Origin of the sequence: Tranquillimonas rosea, assembly GCF_900111315.1 — a bacterium.
Classification (GTDB): Bacteria; Pseudomonadota; Alphaproteobacteria; order Rhodobacterales; family Rhodobacteraceae; genus Tranquillimonas; species Tranquillimonas rosea.
This window is the reverse complement of record NZ_FOGU01000001.1, coordinates 419,173-435,019: the sequence shown is the minus strand read 5'-3', so window position 1 is coordinate 435,019 and position 15,847 is coordinate 419,173. Positions and strand designations below refer to the sequence as shown.

The following is a 15,847-nucleotide window of genomic DNA, read 5'->3' as shown; positions in this document are numbered from 1 at the left end:
AGAATCGCACCGATCTTCGGGGTCTGAGGCGACCGGAGAAGATGCGATGCGGATATGGGTCCTGTTCGTTGTGGTCCTGGCCGGGCTGTCCGGCTGCGGCGGGTCGTCGTCGCCGGCTGTGGAGCCGCCGGGAACGGAAGAGCCCACGCCGCCCGGCGATGGAGGCGGTGACGATGATGATGGCGGCAGCGGTGATGGTGATGGCGGCGAGACCTTCGATCCGGTGCTCGACTATGCCGCGCGAGAGGCTGCCTTCGACGCGCTCGACTCCGCGTTCCGGGACGAGACCGGCTGGCGCCGGACGCCGCAGCGGGCGCTGCCGGCTGGGCAGGCATTGTACGAAGGCCATGCCCGGATGGACCTGTCCGGCGCCGGCAACGCCGCGACGCTGAACGGCGACATGCGCCTTTTGATGAATTTCGGGCTGGAAACGGCGGCGGGGGAGATCTCGAACCTGCGGCGGTCGGACGACACGCCGCTCGGCGGCGCGCTGGAGATACGCGACGGCACGATCGACGGAGCGGGCGACCCGGTGATGCGCGCGACACTGGAAGGCACGCTGACGGGCGGTCGCGGGGCGCTGGACGTCGACGGCACGATCGACGGGAGCGTCTACGGCGACAATGCCGGGTTCGTGCGTGGCCGGCTGTCGGGCACGGTCGGCACGCGGGACGGCGTGCAGACGCTCGACGGCGGCTTCGTTACGGCGCGCTAGGTCCGTCTCAGCAGGCGGTGGCCTGCCGCAGCAACTCCACCGCCCGGTCGCCGTCCAGCAGCCCCTCGCGCACCTCATAGCCGAGATCGCGCCGGGATAGCGCGGCAGGGTCCGACTTGCGGAGGCGGTCCTGCAGGTCCGGGGGCAGGACAGGGCGGGTGCGGGTGTCGACCATCAGCGACTCGGCGGCGATCCCCTCGGCGTAGATGATCTCGTGGCTGTCAAAGAGCAGCTGGAAGTAATCCACGAACCCGCCGTCCGTGCGCGTCACGGTGGCGCCGTTCAGAAGGTATTTCGCCTTCACCAGTACCTCAGCCCGCCCGGCACGGATCGTGTCGCGCCGCTGGTAGACGAACAGGCGGTGATTGGGACTTACGATCAGGTCGTTCTCGTTGTTCAGCGTTCCGGCGGCGATGCGGATCGGGGCGAACGCCCCCAGCGCACGCACCGTCTGCTGGCCGATCCAGCGAATTCGCTCCGGCCCGTGATCGCGCGTCAGGACGCTGTCGCCCACCGACAGCGCCTCGATCGGCACCTGCCGGCCCGAGGACAGAGTGATCTGCGTGCCGCGCGTGAACGACACGCAGGCGGTCTCGGCGAACCGGGCGCGGGCGCCGTCCCGGTCCAACGCGACGAGGGCATAGCCCACCCGCGGCATGAGCGGGGCCAGCGGGAACAGCCAGACCTCTTCGACGGACACGCCGTCGGTCGCGATCTCGACAAGGATCAGGGCGTCCACGGTGGCGCCGTCCGCCGACATCAGAGTGGCGCAGCAGTCGAAATGGAGCGCCGCGCCCAGGCGGCCGGCATCCCCGCCCGACGCGATGGTCAGGTGGTGGCCGTCGCCGTCCAGCGTGACCGCCATGCGCCGCCGCTCGGCCCTCGCGGCCAGCATGTAGACGTCGCCGGGGATCAGCTCGTCCGCGTGGCCGAGCGGATCGCCCAGGTTCGCGCCGTCCACCGCGACGAAGCTGCCGGCGGCGTGGACCGGCAGGCTCTGGGCGGGTTCGAGGGCGGGATCGGTCGGCATGACGCGCGGCTCGCTGACTACGACGAAAGGGGTGGGACCACCTCGAAAGGCGTGCTCCGAAAGCGCAATGGACGCTAGGCACAGCTTGACGATCGGTCAATCGACCGCGCATGTCGGGCGGCAGAACGGGGCGTCGTGCCGGCCACAGTGTCGACAATCTGCCGGGCAGGCGCGGCATTGGTGACAGGGAGGGACAAATGCTGGATCTGGGAATCGCCGGCCGGCGCGCGCTGGTGACGGCGTCGTCGCGGGGCTTGGGCTTTGGCTGCGCGCAGGCGCTCGCGGCGGCCGGGGTTGACCTCGTGATGAACGGCCGGTCGGCCGAGACGCTGGAAGCCGCGGCCGAAACGCTGCGGCTGGATCACGGCGTCAGCGTCAACACGGTCGCGACCGACATCACGACGGCCGAGGGGCAGGAGGTCGTGCTGTCGGCCGCGGGCGACGTGGACATCCTCGTCACCAATGCGGGCGGCCCGCCGCCGGGGATTTGGTCGGACTGGGGCCGCGACGAGTGGATTGCCGCGCTGGACGCGAACATGCTGACGCCGATCGCGCTGATGACCGCGTGCTTGCCGTCGATGCAGGGCCGCGGCTGGGGCCGCGTCGTCAACATCACCAGCCAGTCGGTCAAGGCGCCGATCCCCGCGCTCGGCCTGTCGAACGGCGCACGGGCGGGGCTGACCGGTTTCGTGGCCGGCACCGCGCGGCAGGTGGCGCCGGACGGGGTGACGATCAACAACCTGCTGCCCGGTATTCATGCGACCGACCGCGCCGATCAGCTCGACGGCACGGTCTCGCGGCAGGAGAACATCTCCATCGACGAGGCGCGGGCCCGGCGGGCGGCGACGATCCCGGCGCGCCGTTATGGCACACCGGACGAGTTCGGCGCAGCCTGCGCCTTTCTCTGTTCGGTGCATGCGGGGTTCATCGTCGGCCAGAACATCCTGCTCGACGGCGGGGCGGTGAACCTGTCGATGTAGCCGGACTTGCGGGGGCCGCGGGGGGCTGGTAACCGACCGAAACTCTCGGACATCTTCCCCAAGGCAGCCCGTGCCAGATCCCGTCCCGCGCCTGAAACTCGAACACATCACCCGCAGCTTCGCCGGGCGGACGGTCGTCGACGACGTGTCGCTCGAGGTCATGCCGGGCGAGGTGACGTGCCTTCTGGGCCCCTCGGGCTGTGGCAAGTCCACCACCCTGCGCATCGTCGCAGGGGTCGAGATGCAGGACTCCGGGTGCATCTGGGTCGATGGCGAACTGATCTGCGACACGGTGCTGCGCGTGCCCCCCGAACGGCGCTCCATCGGCCTGATGTTCCAGGACTTCGCCCTGTTCCCGCATCTCAGCGTGGCCGAGAACGTGGCCTTCGGCCTGACCGGGTCCAAGGCGGACAAGCGGGCGCGGGTCGAGGAGCTGCTGGACCGCGTGGACATGCTGCGCCTGATCGACGCCTTCCCGCACGAACTTTCGGGCGGCGAACAGCAGCGCGTCGCGCTGGCCCGCGCGATTGCGCCGCGCCCCTCGATCATGCTGATGGACGAGCCGTTCTCGGGCCTCGACAACCGCCTGCGCGACGGCATCCGGGACGAGACGCTGTCGGTCCTGAAGGAAGAGGGCACCGCCGTCCTGCTCGTGACCCACGAACCGGAAGAGGCGATGCGCATGGCCGACCGGATCGCGCTGATGCGCAACGGGCACATCGTGCAGCAGGGCGCCCCCTACAACGTGTTCAACGCCCCGGCCGACAAGGAAGCGGCGGCGTTCTTCTCGGACATCAACGTCATCGAGGGCACGGTGCGGGGCGCGCTGACCGAAACCGCCTTCGGGCAGTTCCTGGCCCCCGGCGTGCCGGACGGCACCGAGGTCGAGATCGTGATCCGGCCCCAGCACCTGCGGATCGACTTCGACCGCAACGGGCGCGGGCCGAACCCGACGCCGTCCGATGGCACGCCCGCGCGCGCCGTCGTCGAGAGGTCTCGGTTCATCGGCAAGGAAAGTCTGGTCGAGTTCCGGTTGGACTACGACGGCAGCCGGATCAGCGCCACGGTGCCGAACGTCTTCCTGCCGAAGCCCGGCACCGTGCTGTGGCTGATGATTCGCCGCGACCGGTGTTTCGTCTTTCCCCGGACCTGATCAACTGGCCATGCTGTAGCGGCCCTTGCCGGACATCGACAGCCCGTCGATCCGCGCCGCCACGATCCGCACATAGGCGAAGGACGTGACCGCCAGGCGGCCGTCCTCGAGCGAGGCGATGTCCGGCAGTTCCGAGATCGCCCGACGCGCCCGGTGCAGGTAGGGCACGGGCGAGACGCCCTCGGCCGCGCAGAGCGCCGGAATGTCGGCCACGCCGTCGCACATCAGCCGCTCGATGATCGCACCGCAGGCTCTGTCCTCGTCCGTCAGGACATAGCCGCGCGTCGTCGCCAGCCGCCGGGCCGCGATACGCTCCTGCCAGGCACCGGTGGCCGGGGCGTTCTGGGCATAGCCGCCCGGAAAGCGCGAGATCGCCGAGGCGCCCAGACCGATGAGCGTGTCCGCCCGGTCGGTCGTGTAGCCCTGGAAGTTCCGCCTGAGCTTGCCGGTCCGCGCGGCGACGGCCATCTTGTCGTGCGGCAGCGCGTAGTGGTCGATGCCGACGGGGACATAGCCGTTCCGCGTCAGCAATTCCCGCGCCGTCTGGTTCAGGACGATGCGCGCCTCGCCGTCGGGAAGCGCCGCTTCGGGGATCAGCTTCTGCCGGCGGGCCATCCACGGGACGTGGGCATAGCCATAGAGCGCGATGCGGTCGGGAGCGAGGTCGAGCACCCGTTCCAGCGTCGAGATCAGCCGCGCGACCGTCTGGTGGGGCAGGCCGTACAGCAGGTCGACGTTCAGGCTGTTGACGTTGCGGGCGCGCAGGCCTTCCACCGTTGCGGCGGTCACCTCGGCGCCCTGGTGGCGGCCGATCGCATCCTGCACCACCGGGTCGAAGTCCTGCACCCCGATCGACGCGCGCGTCAGTCCCATCGCGGCCAGCGCATCGAGGCGCGGCGCGTCGATCTCGCACGGGTCGATCTCGACGGAGATCTCGGCATCCTCCGTCGGCGGCACCGCTTCTCTGAGCCCGTTTCCGAGACGCGACAGCAACTCGCCCGGCAGGATCGTTGGGGTGCCGCCTCCCAGGTGGATCGCGTCGGCCCGCACGCCTTCGGGCAACAGTCCGCGCACCAGCGCCAGCTCATCCTCAAGGTGATCCAGGTAGCGGTGCAGCGGCGCATCGCTGCGTGTGCCCTGCGTCCGGCAGGCGCAGAACCAGCACAGTCGCCGGCAGAACGGAATGTGAGCATAGAGCGACACCCGCGCATCGGGCGAGATCGCGGCCATCCAGTCGGCGGCGGTCTCGGCGCCGACGGCATCGGTAAAACGGTTTGCCGGCGGGTAGCTCGTGTAACGCGGAACCCGGGCATCCAGAAGGGTGGTGTTTCGTGAGGCTGTCGTCATGGGGCGCAGATTGGCGATGCTGCGTCGCGGCGGCATTGATGTAGGTCAACCTTCGGGGTAAACTTGGAAAATGGCTTCCCGACCCTCTCTTCGATCCTGCGAAAACTGTCCGATTCGCCACAACGCGGTCTGCGCGGAGTGCGATGCTTCGGAGCTTGCCGTTCTGGAGCGGACGAAATCGTATCGGACGGTGCCCGCCGGCTCGCCGCTGGCCACGGCGGGCGAGCCGCTCGAGTATCTGTCGTCGCTGGTCGAGGGCTGCGCCACCATGTCCCGCACGCTGGAGGACGGGCGCAGGCAGACGGTGGGTCTGCTGTTGCCGTCCGACTTCATCGGCCGCCCGGGACGCAAGACCTCGGCCTATGACATCGAGGCGGTCAGCGACGTGACGCTCTGCCGGTTCGAGCGGCGCACCTTCGAGCGGCTGGTGCGCGAGACGCCCCATATCGCCACCCGCATGCTGACGATGACGCTGGACGAACTCGACGCGGCCCGCGACTGGGCCGTGGTGCTCGGGCGGATGACGGCGCGCGAGAAGGTCGCGTCGTTCTTCGTCAGCCTGGCCCGGCGCCACGCGACGGGGTCCGGGCAGGACCAACCCGCCCGCTCGGTGACGCTGCACCTGCCACTCTCGCGCGAGGCGATGGCCGACCACCTGGGCCTGACGATCGAGACGACGAGCCGCCAGGTGACCGCCCTGCGCAAGGACGGCCTGATCGAGGTTCCCTCGGCCCGCGAGGTGCGGATTCCCGACTTCGAGCGGCTCGCGCTCGAAGCCGGAGAGGACGACGACGGCGGCCTGATCGCCTGAGCCCTAGTGGGCCACGAACAGCGGCAGGTCGGTCCGCTTGATCATCTCGCGCGTGACGCCGCCGATCAGCGCCTCGCGCACGCGGGAATGGCCGTAGGCCCCCATCACCACAAGATCAGCCTCGAACTCGCGAGCACTCTGCACCAGCGTCTCGGAGATGCGCGGCAGCACGCGCGGCACCTGCGCGATCTCGCAGTGCACGTCATGGCGCGACAGGTAGACGGCCACTGGGTGCCCGGCATCTGCCGTGTCGGGGCTGTGACGCTTGGGATCGACGACGACCACCTGCACCGCGTCGGCCGTCTGCAGAAGCGGCAGCGCCGTGCGCACGGCGGTCATCGACTCGTCGCTTTCGTCCCAGGCGATCATGATCCGCTCGAAGCTTGGCGTCGCGCCCTCGGCGGGCAGCAGGACCGGCACCTTGGCCTCCAGCAGCACCGTCTCGAACGCCGCTTCGGCGAGCAGCTGGTCCGGTAGCGGGCGGGGCAGGATGGCAAGGTCGGAATAGCGGGCCGCGCGCGCCGCCTGCCGCGCCGCCTCTCCCAGCGGGCCCGTGACGGACCGGCAGGTCCACGCGATCGACTCGCGCTCGAGCCTCTTGCGGATCGCCGCCTCGACCTTTTCGCAGGCCTCGGTGTCGGCCTCGGCGAGCGTCACCGACAGCATCGAGATGCCCTCGGGCCCCCAGGCCGGGTCGGCGTGGATTTCGCCGGCGCAGATCACATCGAGATGGGCGCCCCAGCGCTCGGCAAGCGCCACGGCGGCGTCGACCGTTTCGGGCCCCGGGGGCGGAACGATCGTCGAAAGGGTTCTGTAGGTCACCGGTACGTCCTCCTTTGGTGGCGTCGGATATGACGCGGCGAGACTGCGCCCTGCGTGCGGGGCGGGCATTGATACAGGTCAAGCCCCTGACCCGGCGCGTGTTGATCCATGTCAAGGCGACGGTTCCACGGGGCATGCCATCTCCTCCGCCAAAGGCGCGGCGGGCCTGTTGTCCGCCGATGCGCCGGGACAGGAGAAGAACGATATGGACTATTTCAGGCTCGCGGCCCTGGGTCTCGTGACCCTGCTCGCCGCGATTGCGGCCGACCGGGGCCACGACCTGGCATACAGCGTGCACGCGGCGATCATCATGCTCGTCGCGGGCGGGCTGTTCCTCTGGCAACTTCGGCGGACGGACGAGCCGGCGACGGCGCGTGCCGTGCCGACCGGCTACATGGACGGCCCGATCCGCGCGGGCGTCATCGCGACGGCCTTCTGGGGCGTCGTCGGATTCCTGGTCGGCGTCTTCATCGCTTTCCAGCTGGCCTTTCCGGCGCTGAACTTCGACTGGTCCGAGGGCTACCTGAACTTCGGGCGTCTGCGGCCGCTGCACACCTCGGCGGTGATCTTCGCGTTCGGCGGCAACGCCCTGATCGCGACGTCGTTCTACGTCGTCCAGCGCACCAGCGCGGCGCGGCTGTGGGGCGGCAACATGTCGTGGTTCGTGTTCTGGGGCTACCAGCTGTTCATCGTGCTCGCCGCGACCGGCTATCTCCTCGGGGCGACCCAGTCGAAGGAATACGCCGAGCCGGAATGGTACGTCGACATCTGGCTGACGCTGGTGTGGCTGGCCTACCTCGCGGTCTTCATGGGCACGATCATGACCCGGAAAGAGCGGCACATCTACGTCGCCAACTGGTTCTTCCTGGCCTTCATCGTGACCGTCGCAATGCTGCACGTGGTCAACAACCTGTCGATCCCCGTGTCCCTGCTGGGCTCGAAGTCGGTGCAGGTCTTCGCCGGCGTGCAGGACGCGATGACGCAGTGGTGGTACGGCCACAACGCCGTGGGCTTCTTCCTGACCGCGGGCTTCCTGGGCATGATGTACTACTTCGTGCCCAAGCAGGCCGGGCGGCCGATCTACAGCTACAAGCTGTCGATCATCCACTTCTGGGCGCTGATCTTCCTGTATATCTGGGCCGGCCCGCACCACCTGCACTATACGGCGCTGCCCGACTGGGCCTCGACGCTGGGCATGGTGTTCTCGGTGATCCTCTGGATGCCCAGCTGGGGCGGCATGATCAACGGCCTGATGACGCTGGAAGGCGCGTGGGACAAGATCCGCACTGACCCGATCATCCGCATGTTCGTGGCCTCGCTCGCCTTCTACGGGATGAGCACCTTCGAAGGGCCGATGATGTCGATCCGCGCGGTGAACTCGCTGAGCCACTACACCGACTGGACCATCGGGCACGTGCACTCTGGCGCGCTCGGCTGGAACGGGCTCATTACCTTCGGCTGCCTCTACTTCCTCACGCCGAAGCTGTGGCAGCGCGAGCGGATGTACTCGGTCGCCGCGATCAACTGGCACTTCTGGCTCGCGACCATCGGCATCGTGCTCTACGCGGCCTCGATGTGGGTGACCGGCATCATGGAAGGCCTGATGTGGCGCGAGGTCGATGCCCAGGGCTTCCTCGTCAACTCCTTCGCCGACACCGTCGCAGCCAAGTTCCCGATGTACATCGTGCGCGGACTGGGCGGGGTCCTCTACCTCTCCGGCGCGCTGATCATGGTCTGGAACATGTGGATGACCGTGCGTGCCGCGCCGGCGCGGGCCGAAACCAGCACCACCGTGCCTGCCGAGTGAGATCAAGAACATGACCGAAAAGAAAAACCCCAAAGTTCCCGATCCCAAGGACGACCCCAAGGTCTCGACCGTGTCCGACGCGCCCGGCGAAGTCCCCAACGAGCTGCCGCATCACACCAAGCTGATCGACCGGCACGCCACCCTCGAACGCAATGCCACGCTGCTGCTCGTGGCCTCGTTCCTGGTGGTCACGGTCGGTGGCATCGTCGAGATCGCGCCGCTCTTCTGGCTGGAGAACACGATCGAGGAGGTCGAGGGCGTGCGCCCGTACTCCCCGCTCGAGCTGGCCGGGCGCGACGTCTATGTCCGCGAGGGCTGCTATGTCTGCCACAGCCAGATGATCCGGCCGATGCGCGACGAGGTCGAGCGGTACGGGCATTACTCGCTGGCGGCGGAGTCGATGTACGACCACCCGTTCCAGTGGGGCTCCAAGCGCACGGGGCCGGACTTGGCCCGCGTCGGTGGCCGCTACTCGGACGAGTGGCACGTCGACCACCTGAACGACCCCCAGTCGGTCGTGCCGGAAAGCGTGATGCCCAAGTACGACTTCCTCGGGCGCACGCCGGTCGAGGCGGACGACATCGAAGCGGTGATGGCCACGCACCGGATGGTGGGCGTGCCCTATACCGACGAGATGATCGACAATGCGGTGGCCGACTTCCGCGTGCAGGTCGATCCGTTCGGCGACATCGACGGTCTGCTCGAGCGCTATCCCGGCGCGCAGGTCCGCAACTTCGACGGTAGGCCCGGCATCACCGAGATGGATGCGCTGATCGCCTACATGCAGATGCTCGGCACGCTGGTCGACTTCTCAACCTTCACCGCAGACGCAAGCCGCTGAGGTCCGCCATGGATACCTATTCGATCCTGAGGGAAATCGCCGACAGCTGGGTTCTCCTGGCGATGACCACCTTCTTCCTGGGCTGTTGCTTCTGGGCGTTCCGCCCCGGCAGCCGCCCCGTACACGACGAGGCCGCGGCGCTGGCGGTGAAGGACGATACCGCCCCCGCGCTGACCGGCTGCGGTGCAAACTGCGCCGGGTGCACCTGCCGCGCCGGCGAGGAGACGCTGAAATGAGCGAGAAACGCATCGATCCCGTCACCGGGACCGAGACCACCGGGCATTCCTGGGACGGTATCGAAGAGCTGAACAACCCGCTGCCGCGCTGGTGGCTCTGGACCTTCTACGGGACGATCATCTGGGGCGTGATCTACATGATCCTCTTCCCCGCCTGGCCCCTGGTGAACGAGGCGACCTCGGGGCTCCTTGGCTATTCCACCCGTGCCAACGTCGCCGCGGAGATCGAGGCGGCCGAGGCCGCCAATGCCGATCTGCGACAGGGCCTGGTGAACACCGAGATGGCCGCGCTGCCCCAGAACGAAGAGCTGCACCGCTTTGCCGTCTCGGCCGGCGGCGCGGTGTTCCGCACCAACTGTTCGCAGTGCCACGGCTCGGGTGCGCAGGGCGCGCTGGGTTATCCCAACCTGCTGGACGACGCCTGGCTCTGGGGCGGCTCGCTGGACGAGATCGCCTATACCGTGCGCCACGGCATCCGGAACGAGGACGATCCCGACGCGCGCTGGTCCGAGATGCCCGCGTTCGGCGACATCCTCGAGGAGCAGGAAATCGTGACCCTGGCCGAGCATGTGGCCTCGCTGCCCGAGGGCACCGATCCGCTGGCCGGACCGGGTGGAGAGCTGTTCGACATGAACTGCGCCTCCTGCCACGGCACCGATGCGAAAGGCGACCGGACGGTCGGGGCGCCTGACCTTACGGACGCGATCTGGCTCTATGGCAGCGACGTCGACTCTCTGGTCGAGACGATCACCGAAGGGCCGTTCGGCGTCATGCCGGCCTGGGGCGAACGGCTGGGCGAGGCCGAGGTACGCGCCGTGGCCGCCTACGTCCACCAGCTTGGGGGTGGCGAATCGCCGGAGGCGCAACAGGGGGAGTGAGCCCTCCGGCATGAGGACCCGGCGAGGAGTGGTCGCCGGGTCCGGCCCGGTCGGTCGCCGTCGGCGCCGGCCGGGTTTTTCGTCTCAGGTCTTCTGCAGATCGGGGAGCATGTCCCGTATCTCGCGGATGCGCGATTCGGGGGCGGGATGCGTGGCGATCATCTCGGGCGGGCGGCCCGGCTGGGCCGAGTCCATTCGCTGCCAGAACGTGATCGCCGCCTGCGGGTCGTATCCGGCCTGTGCCATCAGCCGCAGCCCCAGCGCGTCGGCCTCGAGCTCTTGGTTGCGGGAATAGGGCAGGGTGATGCCGTATTCCAGCCCCAGCCCGAGCGCCGCCATGATCTCGCGTCCGAACTCGACGTCCGATGTCTGCAGGACGAAGGCGATGATGCGCTGCAGCCAGTTCTGCGCGCGGGCGTTGCCCATCCGCTCGCGGGCGTGATCGGCGTCGAGATGGCCGATCTCGTGCCCGATTACCGCCGCCAGCTGCGCGCGGTTCTGCGCCACGTCATAGAGGCCGCGAAAGACGCCGATGCGCTGTCCGGGCAGGGCAAAGGCGTTGATGCGGTCCGAATCGAAGCCCACGACCTGCCACTCGCCGGGCGATCCGCCGGCGGCGCGGATCAGACGGGAGGAGACCTCGGACACCGTGTCGCTGAATGCCGCGTCCTGCGTCGCTGGGACGTCCGAGGTGATCTGCTGCCACGCCCGCTCGCCCATCGCTTCGGCCTCGGCTTCCGACACCAGCACGGCGGCCTGGTCGCACCCCGCCGTGGCCAGGGGAACGGCGGCCGCGCCCGTCAGGAAGGTGCGGCGGGTCAGGGATGAATGGCAGGAACAGGGCATCGGAATCCTCGATCGGTTCGGTGCGAAACAGCCACCGGCTGACGCAGGTTCCGGTCCGTTGATCCAGGTCAAGGCCCGGACCCGCGAAGGGTGCGACATGCCCGGTCATGACAACGAAAACCGACTCCCTCTATGCCCCGCGCGAGCCTGTCTTCCCCCGTCGTGTCTCGGGCTACTTCCGGACGCTCAAGTGGTGGATCATGGCCGTCACGCTTGCCATCTACTATGTCACGCCGTGGATTCGGTGGGACCGTGGCCCGGCTCTGCCGGACCAGGCGGTGCTGGTCGATCTCGCGGATCGGCGCTTCTATTTCTTCTGGATCGAGATCTGGCCGCACGAATTCTACTTCGTCGCCGGTCTGCTGATCATGGCGGGGTTGGGGCTGTTCCTGTTCACGGCGGCGCTGGGGCGGGTCTGGTGCGGCTATACCTGCCCGCAGACGGTCTGGACCGACCTCTTCATCCTAGTCGAACGCTGGATCGAGGGCGACCGGAATGCCCGCGTCCGGCTGCACAACGCGCCCTGGAGTGTGCGCAAGGCCCGGCTCCGTGCGACGAAATGGACTGTGTGGATGCTGATCGGCCTGGCCACCGGCGGCGCCTGGGTCTTCTACTTCACCGACGCGCCCACGCTGGCTCAGGATCTGCTGACCTTCGACGCCGCGCCCGTCGCCTACATGACCATCGCGACCCTCACTGCGACGACCTTCGTGTTCGGTGGCTTCATGCGCGAGCAGGTCTGCATCTACATGTGCCCCTGGCCGCGCATCCAGGGCGCGATGATGGACGAGGATACGCTGACCGTCGCCTACCGCGACTGGCGCGGCGAACCGCGCGGCAAGCACCGCAAGGCCGCGGGCGCCGAGGCGCTTGGGGACTGCATCGACTGCAACGCATGCGTCAATGTCTGTCCGATGGGGATCGACATCCGCGACGGGCAGCAGATGGCCTGCATCACCTGCGCCCTGTGCATCGACGCCTGCGACGACGTGATGGCCAAGACGGGCCGCGACCGGGGGCTGATCGACTATCTCGCCCTGTCCGACGCCCCGCGCGAGATCGCCGGCGGTAAGCCCAAGCCGATCTGGCAGCACGTCCTGCGCCCGCGGAACGTTGTATATACCGCGCTCTGGGCCGCAGTGGGTCTGGGTCTCCTGTTCGCCCTGTTCATCCGGCCCGAGATCGAGATGACCGTCGCGCCGGTACGCAACCCGACCTTTGTCACGCTGTCCGACGGCACGATCCGCAACGCCTATGACGTGCGAATCCGCAACAAGCATGGCGAGGCGCGCGAGTTCGCCATCTCGGCGACCGCCGAGGCGCCGCTGAGCGTCGAGGTCGAGGGCAGCGTCGACGGCAAGGTCGGAGTCAGCGCCGACACCCAGGCCATGCAGCGCGTCTATGTCTCCGCGCCCCCCGAAAGCACCGCGGCCTCGGCCGAGCGCACGGACCTGCGGCTCTGGGTCCAAGAGCTGCAAAGCGGGGCCCGCGCCTCTGTCTCAACCACCTTCAACGGGAGCGGCCAATGACCACCCGCACTCTGACCGGACGCCATGTCCTCGCGATGTTCGTCCTCGGCTTCGGCACTATCATCACCGTCAACCTCGTTCTGGCCGTGAACGCAGTGCGGACCTTTCCGGGGCTGGAGGTCGCTAACTCCTACGTCGCCAGCCAGGTCTTCGATGACCGTCGCGCGGCACAGGAGGCGCTGGGGTGGCAGTTCGAGGCCGGATATGACGGCACGCGCATCGTTCTCGACATCACCGACGAGAGCGGCGCGCCGGTGCGCCCCGCCTCGCTGACTGCTCTGGTCGGGCGCCCGACGACCGCGGCCGACAACCAGCCGCTCGTCTTCGGCCCCGACCATGCGGCGCCGATCCACCTGGATCATGGCGCGTGGCGGCTGGACGTGACGGCGACGGCACAGGACGGCACGCCGGTGGACAAGCGCATCACGCTGAAGGTCGTGCCATGACGATGGCCTGCGCGGCCTGCGCCGCACTTCCCGATGATGCGGCCCGGGCCGCCGCTCCGGCGGCGGCCGACCTCGTCCTGCACCTTCCCGACATCCATTGCGCCGCATGCATCGCCTCGGTCGAGGAGACGCTGGGACATCTTCCGGGTGTCCGCGACGCGCGGGTGAACCTGTCGCTCAAGCGCGCCATGGTCGCCACCGACGGCAGCGTCGGCACAGACACGCTGGTCGACGCGCTGGCGGCACGCGGGCACCGGGCGCAACCGCTCGACACCGGGGTGCTGTCGGGCCGCAGCGGGCCGGGCCGCGATCTGCTGGTGCGGATCGGCGTGGCAGGGTTCGCGATGATGAATGTGATGCTGCTGTCGGTGGCGGTCTGGTCGGGCGCGGCGGACCACACGGCGCAACTGTTCCATTTGATCTCGGCGGCGATCGCGCTGCCCGCGGTGGCCTTTGCGGGACGGCCGTTCTTTGCCTCGGCGCTGGGGGCGCTGTCGGGCGGGCGGCTGAACATGGACGTCCCGATCTCGCTCGCCATCGTGCTCTCGGCGGCGGTGTCGCTGGCCGGGGCGCTGAACGGGGTCGAGCGGGCAGGGTGGTTCGATGCCGCCCTGGCGCTGACCTTCTTCCTGCTGGTCGGCCGGTACCTGGACCATGCCGGCCGCCAGGCCGCGCGGTCCGCCGCGGCGGATCTCGCCGCGATGGAGGTGCCCCAGGCCGTGCGCGTCGAGAACGGGCGCGAGCATGTCGTGCGAGCGGCGACTCTCGTCGCCGGCGACGTCGTGCGTATCCGCGCGGGGGACCGCGTGCCCGCCGACGGTCTCGTCACAGAGGGTGAGAGCGAGCTCGACCGCGCGATCCTGACCGGCGAAAGCGCCCCCGTGGCCGCCGCACCGGGAACCGAGGTCGGCGCGGGAGAGATCAACCTATCCGGTCCCCTTCTGGTGCGCGTGGTGCGGGCCGGGGCGGATACCGGGCTGCGACGGCTTGCCGATCTCGTGGCCGCCGCCGAGACCCAGCGCAGCGCTTTTTCCGGCATCGCCGACCGCGCCGCCCGCATCTATGCGCCGCTGGTGCACATCCTGGGCGCCGCCGCGCTGGTGGCGTGGTGGGTCGGCACGGGCGACGGGTGGCGGGCGCTAGACGTCGCGATTTCGGTCCTCGTCATCACGTGTCCCTGCGCCCTGGGGCTGGCGGTGCCGGCGGTGTCGACGGTGACCACGGCACGGCTGTTCCGGCTGGGCCTACTGGTGAAATCCCGAACGGCGCTTGAGCGTCTGGCGGCTGTGGATACCGTGGTGTTCGACAAGACCGGTACCCTGACCACCGGGCGGGCCGTCCTGCGCGAGACCCCGGATGCGCCGACGCTGGCGCTGGCCGCCGGGTTGGCGCAAGGGTCGTCGCATCCGCTCTCGCGGGCGCTGGTTGCCGCGACCGAGACGCGTGGCATCGCGCCCGCCATCGTCACCGACCTGCGCGAGCGTGCCGGCCACGGCGTCGAGGGCCGGTTTGAGGGCCGCTCCGTGCGGCTTGGGCGACCCGGCTGGGTCGAGACCGGCGCGCAGGATGGCGGCGTGCTGCTCGACACCGGTACGGCGCGGCACCGTTTCACCTTCGACGAGGAATTGCGTCCCGATGCCGCCGATTGCGTCGCCGCATTGCAAGAGGCGGGCTACGGCGTCGAGCTGCTGTCGGGCGATGCCGAGCCTGCCGTCGCCCGCATGGCGGGCCGGCTGGGGATCGAGACGTTCTCGGCCCGTGTCACGCCCGAGACGAAGGCCGAACATCTGCAACGGCTGGCCGAGGCCGGGCACCTCACGCTGATGGTCGGGGACGGCCTGAACGACACCGGCGCGCTGGCCGTGGCCCATGCCTCGCTCGCGCCGTCGAGCGCGCTCGACGCCGCCCGCAACGCCGCCGACGTGGTGCTGCTGGCGGACCGCATGGCGCCGGTCGCGCAGATGCTGCGCCACGCCCGACGGGCGCGGGCGCGGATGCGCCAGAACATCTGGCTCGCCGTCGGATACAACGCGATTTCGGTGCCAGTCGCGCTGGCCGGGCTCGCCACCCCCTTGATCGCGGCGCTGGCGATGTCAACTTCTTCGCTGACCGTGACACTCAACGCGATGCGGGGGCGCGCATGAACGTACTGGCGTTTCTCATTCCGATTTCCGTCGGGCTGGGTCTTCTGGGTCTTGGCGGCTTCGTCTGGACCTTGCGGGCCCGGCAATACGACGATCCCGACGGCGACCGGATGCGGATACTCGACGAGCGCTGGGACGAGGCGCCGAAAGAGGACGAAAGCCGCCTCTGAGCGCCGGTTCCGCGGGCAGGGGCGCCCGGCGGCGCCGTTTTTCGCGTCATCCTGGGCGGCGTCCGCGCCCGCCGTCTTGTCCTGACCAAAAA

16 protein-coding genes are annotated in these 15,847 nt (G+C 69.0%); 12 read left to right on the top strand and 4 right to left on the bottom strand.

All coding sequences use genetic code 11. The annotated features are described in order from the left end of the window. The first annotated feature begins 46 nt into the window (after positions 1-46). On the top strand, positions 47-715 hold the full coding sequence (locus BMZ25_RS02055) for a hypothetical protein (protein WP_092687604.1): 669 nt from the start codon (positions 47-49) through the stop codon (positions 713-715). Positions 716-722: 7 nt separating this feature from the next. Here BMZ25_RS02055 and BMZ25_RS02050 read toward each other — a convergent pair whose 3' ends face one another. Next, positions 723-1,745, bottom strand: a complete 1,023-nt coding sequence (locus BMZ25_RS02050; protein WP_092687601.1) for a Hint domain-containing protein — start codon at positions 1,743-1,745, stop codon at positions 723-725. A gap of 200 nt (positions 1,746-1,945) precedes the next feature. Between BMZ25_RS02050 and BMZ25_RS02045 the strand changes: the two genes are divergently transcribed. Together BMZ25_RS02045 and BMZ25_RS02040 are read left to right on the top strand one after the other, a co-directional pair. Then, positions 1,946-2,725: an SDR family oxidoreductase gene (locus tag BMZ25_RS02045; RefSeq protein ID WP_092688200.1), complete on the top strand. Its 780-nt coding sequence runs from the start codon at positions 1,946-1,948 to the stop codon at positions 2,723-2,725. Positions 2,726-2,795: 70 nt separating this feature from the next. Then, positions 2,796-3,878 (top strand): ABC transporter ATP-binding protein, encoded by a 1,083-nt coding sequence (locus tag BMZ25_RS02040; protein WP_092687598.1) that lies wholly within the window; start codon positions 2,796-2,798, stop codon positions 3,876-3,878. Here BMZ25_RS02040 and hemN read toward each other — a convergent pair whose 3' ends face one another. Beyond that, positions 3,879-5,225 carry an oxygen-independent coproporphyrinogen III oxidase gene (hemN, locus tag BMZ25_RS02035; protein ID WP_092688197.1) on the bottom strand — a complete coding sequence of 449 codons (1,347 nt, stop codon included), beginning with the start codon at positions 5,223-5,225 and terminating at the stop codon, positions 3,879-3,881. It lies immediately after the preceding gene. A 70-nt stretch (positions 5,226-5,295) separates the two neighbouring features. Between hemN and fnrL the strand changes: the two genes are divergently transcribed. Continuing rightward, complete coding sequence (fnrL, locus tag BMZ25_RS02030) at positions 5,296-6,036, top strand: transcriptional regulator FnrL (RefSeq protein WP_092687595.1); 741 nt, start codon at positions 5,296-5,298, stop codon at positions 6,034-6,036. Positions 6,037-6,039: 3 nt separating this feature from the next. Here the strand turns inward: fnrL and BMZ25_RS02025 are convergent, their stop codons facing one another. Then, on the bottom strand, positions 6,040-6,858 hold the full coding sequence (locus tag BMZ25_RS02025; protein WP_177190362.1) for a universal stress protein: 819 nt from the start codon (positions 6,856-6,858) through the stop codon (positions 6,040-6,042). Between the two features lie 205 nt (positions 6,859-7,063). Between BMZ25_RS02025 and ccoN the strand changes: the two genes are divergently transcribed. Genes ccoN through ccoP form a run of 4 tightly spaced genes read left to right on the top strand, consistent with a single transcriptional unit; the run spans position 7,064 to position 10,620 of the window. Beyond that, positions 7,064-8,665 (top strand): cytochrome-c oxidase, cbb3-type subunit I, encoded by a 1,602-nt coding sequence (ccoN, locus tag BMZ25_RS02020; protein ID WP_092687590.1) that lies wholly within the window; start codon positions 7,064-7,066, stop codon positions 8,663-8,665. 10 nt (positions 8,666-8,675) lie between these two features. Continuing rightward, a complete protein-coding gene (gene ccoO, locus BMZ25_RS02015) occupies positions 8,676-9,506 on the top strand; it encodes a cytochrome-c oxidase, cbb3-type subunit II (protein ID WP_092687587.1) in 831 nt (276 codons plus the stop codon). Positions 9,507-9,514: 8 nt separating this feature from the next. Further along, positions 9,515-9,742: a cbb3-type cytochrome c oxidase subunit 3 gene (locus BMZ25_RS02010; protein WP_092687584.1), complete on the top strand. Its 228-nt coding sequence runs from the start codon at positions 9,515-9,517 to the stop codon at positions 9,740-9,742. After that, positions 9,739-10,620 carry a cytochrome-c oxidase, cbb3-type subunit III gene (gene ccoP / locus BMZ25_RS02005; protein WP_092687581.1) on the top strand — a complete coding sequence of 294 codons (882 nt, stop codon included), beginning with the start codon at positions 9,739-9,741 and terminating at the stop codon, positions 10,618-10,620. The genes BMZ25_RS02010 and ccoP overlap by 4 nt, the downstream gene beginning before the upstream one ends. A gap of 84 nt (positions 10,621-10,704) precedes the next feature. Here ccoP and BMZ25_RS02000 read toward each other — a convergent pair whose 3' ends face one another. Continuing rightward, complete coding sequence (locus BMZ25_RS02000; RefSeq protein ID WP_177190361.1) at positions 10,705-11,466, bottom strand: M48 family metallopeptidase; 762 nt, start codon at positions 11,464-11,466, stop codon at positions 10,705-10,707. Positions 11,467-11,573: 107 nt separating this feature from the next. Here BMZ25_RS02000 and ccoG point away from each other — a divergent pair, with 107 nt between their 5' ends. From ccoG to ccoS, 4 genes are read left to right on the top strand one after another with little or no spacing between them, the layout of a single operon-like run. Further along, positions 11,574-12,995, top strand: coding sequence for a cytochrome c oxidase accessory protein CcoG (ccoG, locus tag BMZ25_RS01995; RefSeq protein ID WP_092687576.1), 1,422 nt, complete (start codon positions 11,574-11,576; stop codon positions 12,993-12,995). Beyond that, positions 12,992-13,441, top strand: coding sequence for a FixH family protein (locus BMZ25_RS01990; RefSeq protein WP_092687573.1), 450 nt, complete (start codon positions 12,992-12,994; stop codon positions 13,439-13,441). The genes ccoG and BMZ25_RS01990 overlap by 4 nt, the downstream gene beginning before the upstream one ends. Then, positions 13,438-15,585, top strand: a complete 2,148-nt coding sequence (locus tag BMZ25_RS01985) for a heavy metal translocating P-type ATPase (protein ID WP_092687570.1) — start codon at positions 13,438-13,440, stop codon at positions 15,583-15,585. The genes BMZ25_RS01990 and BMZ25_RS01985 overlap by 4 nt, the downstream gene beginning before the upstream one ends. After that, complete coding sequence (ccoS, locus tag BMZ25_RS01980; protein WP_092687567.1) at positions 15,582-15,755, top strand: cbb3-type cytochrome oxidase assembly protein CcoS; 174 nt, start codon at positions 15,582-15,584, stop codon at positions 15,753-15,755. The genes BMZ25_RS01985 and ccoS overlap by 4 nt, the downstream gene beginning before the upstream one ends. The last annotated feature ends 92 nt before the right edge of the window (positions 15,756-15,847 follow it).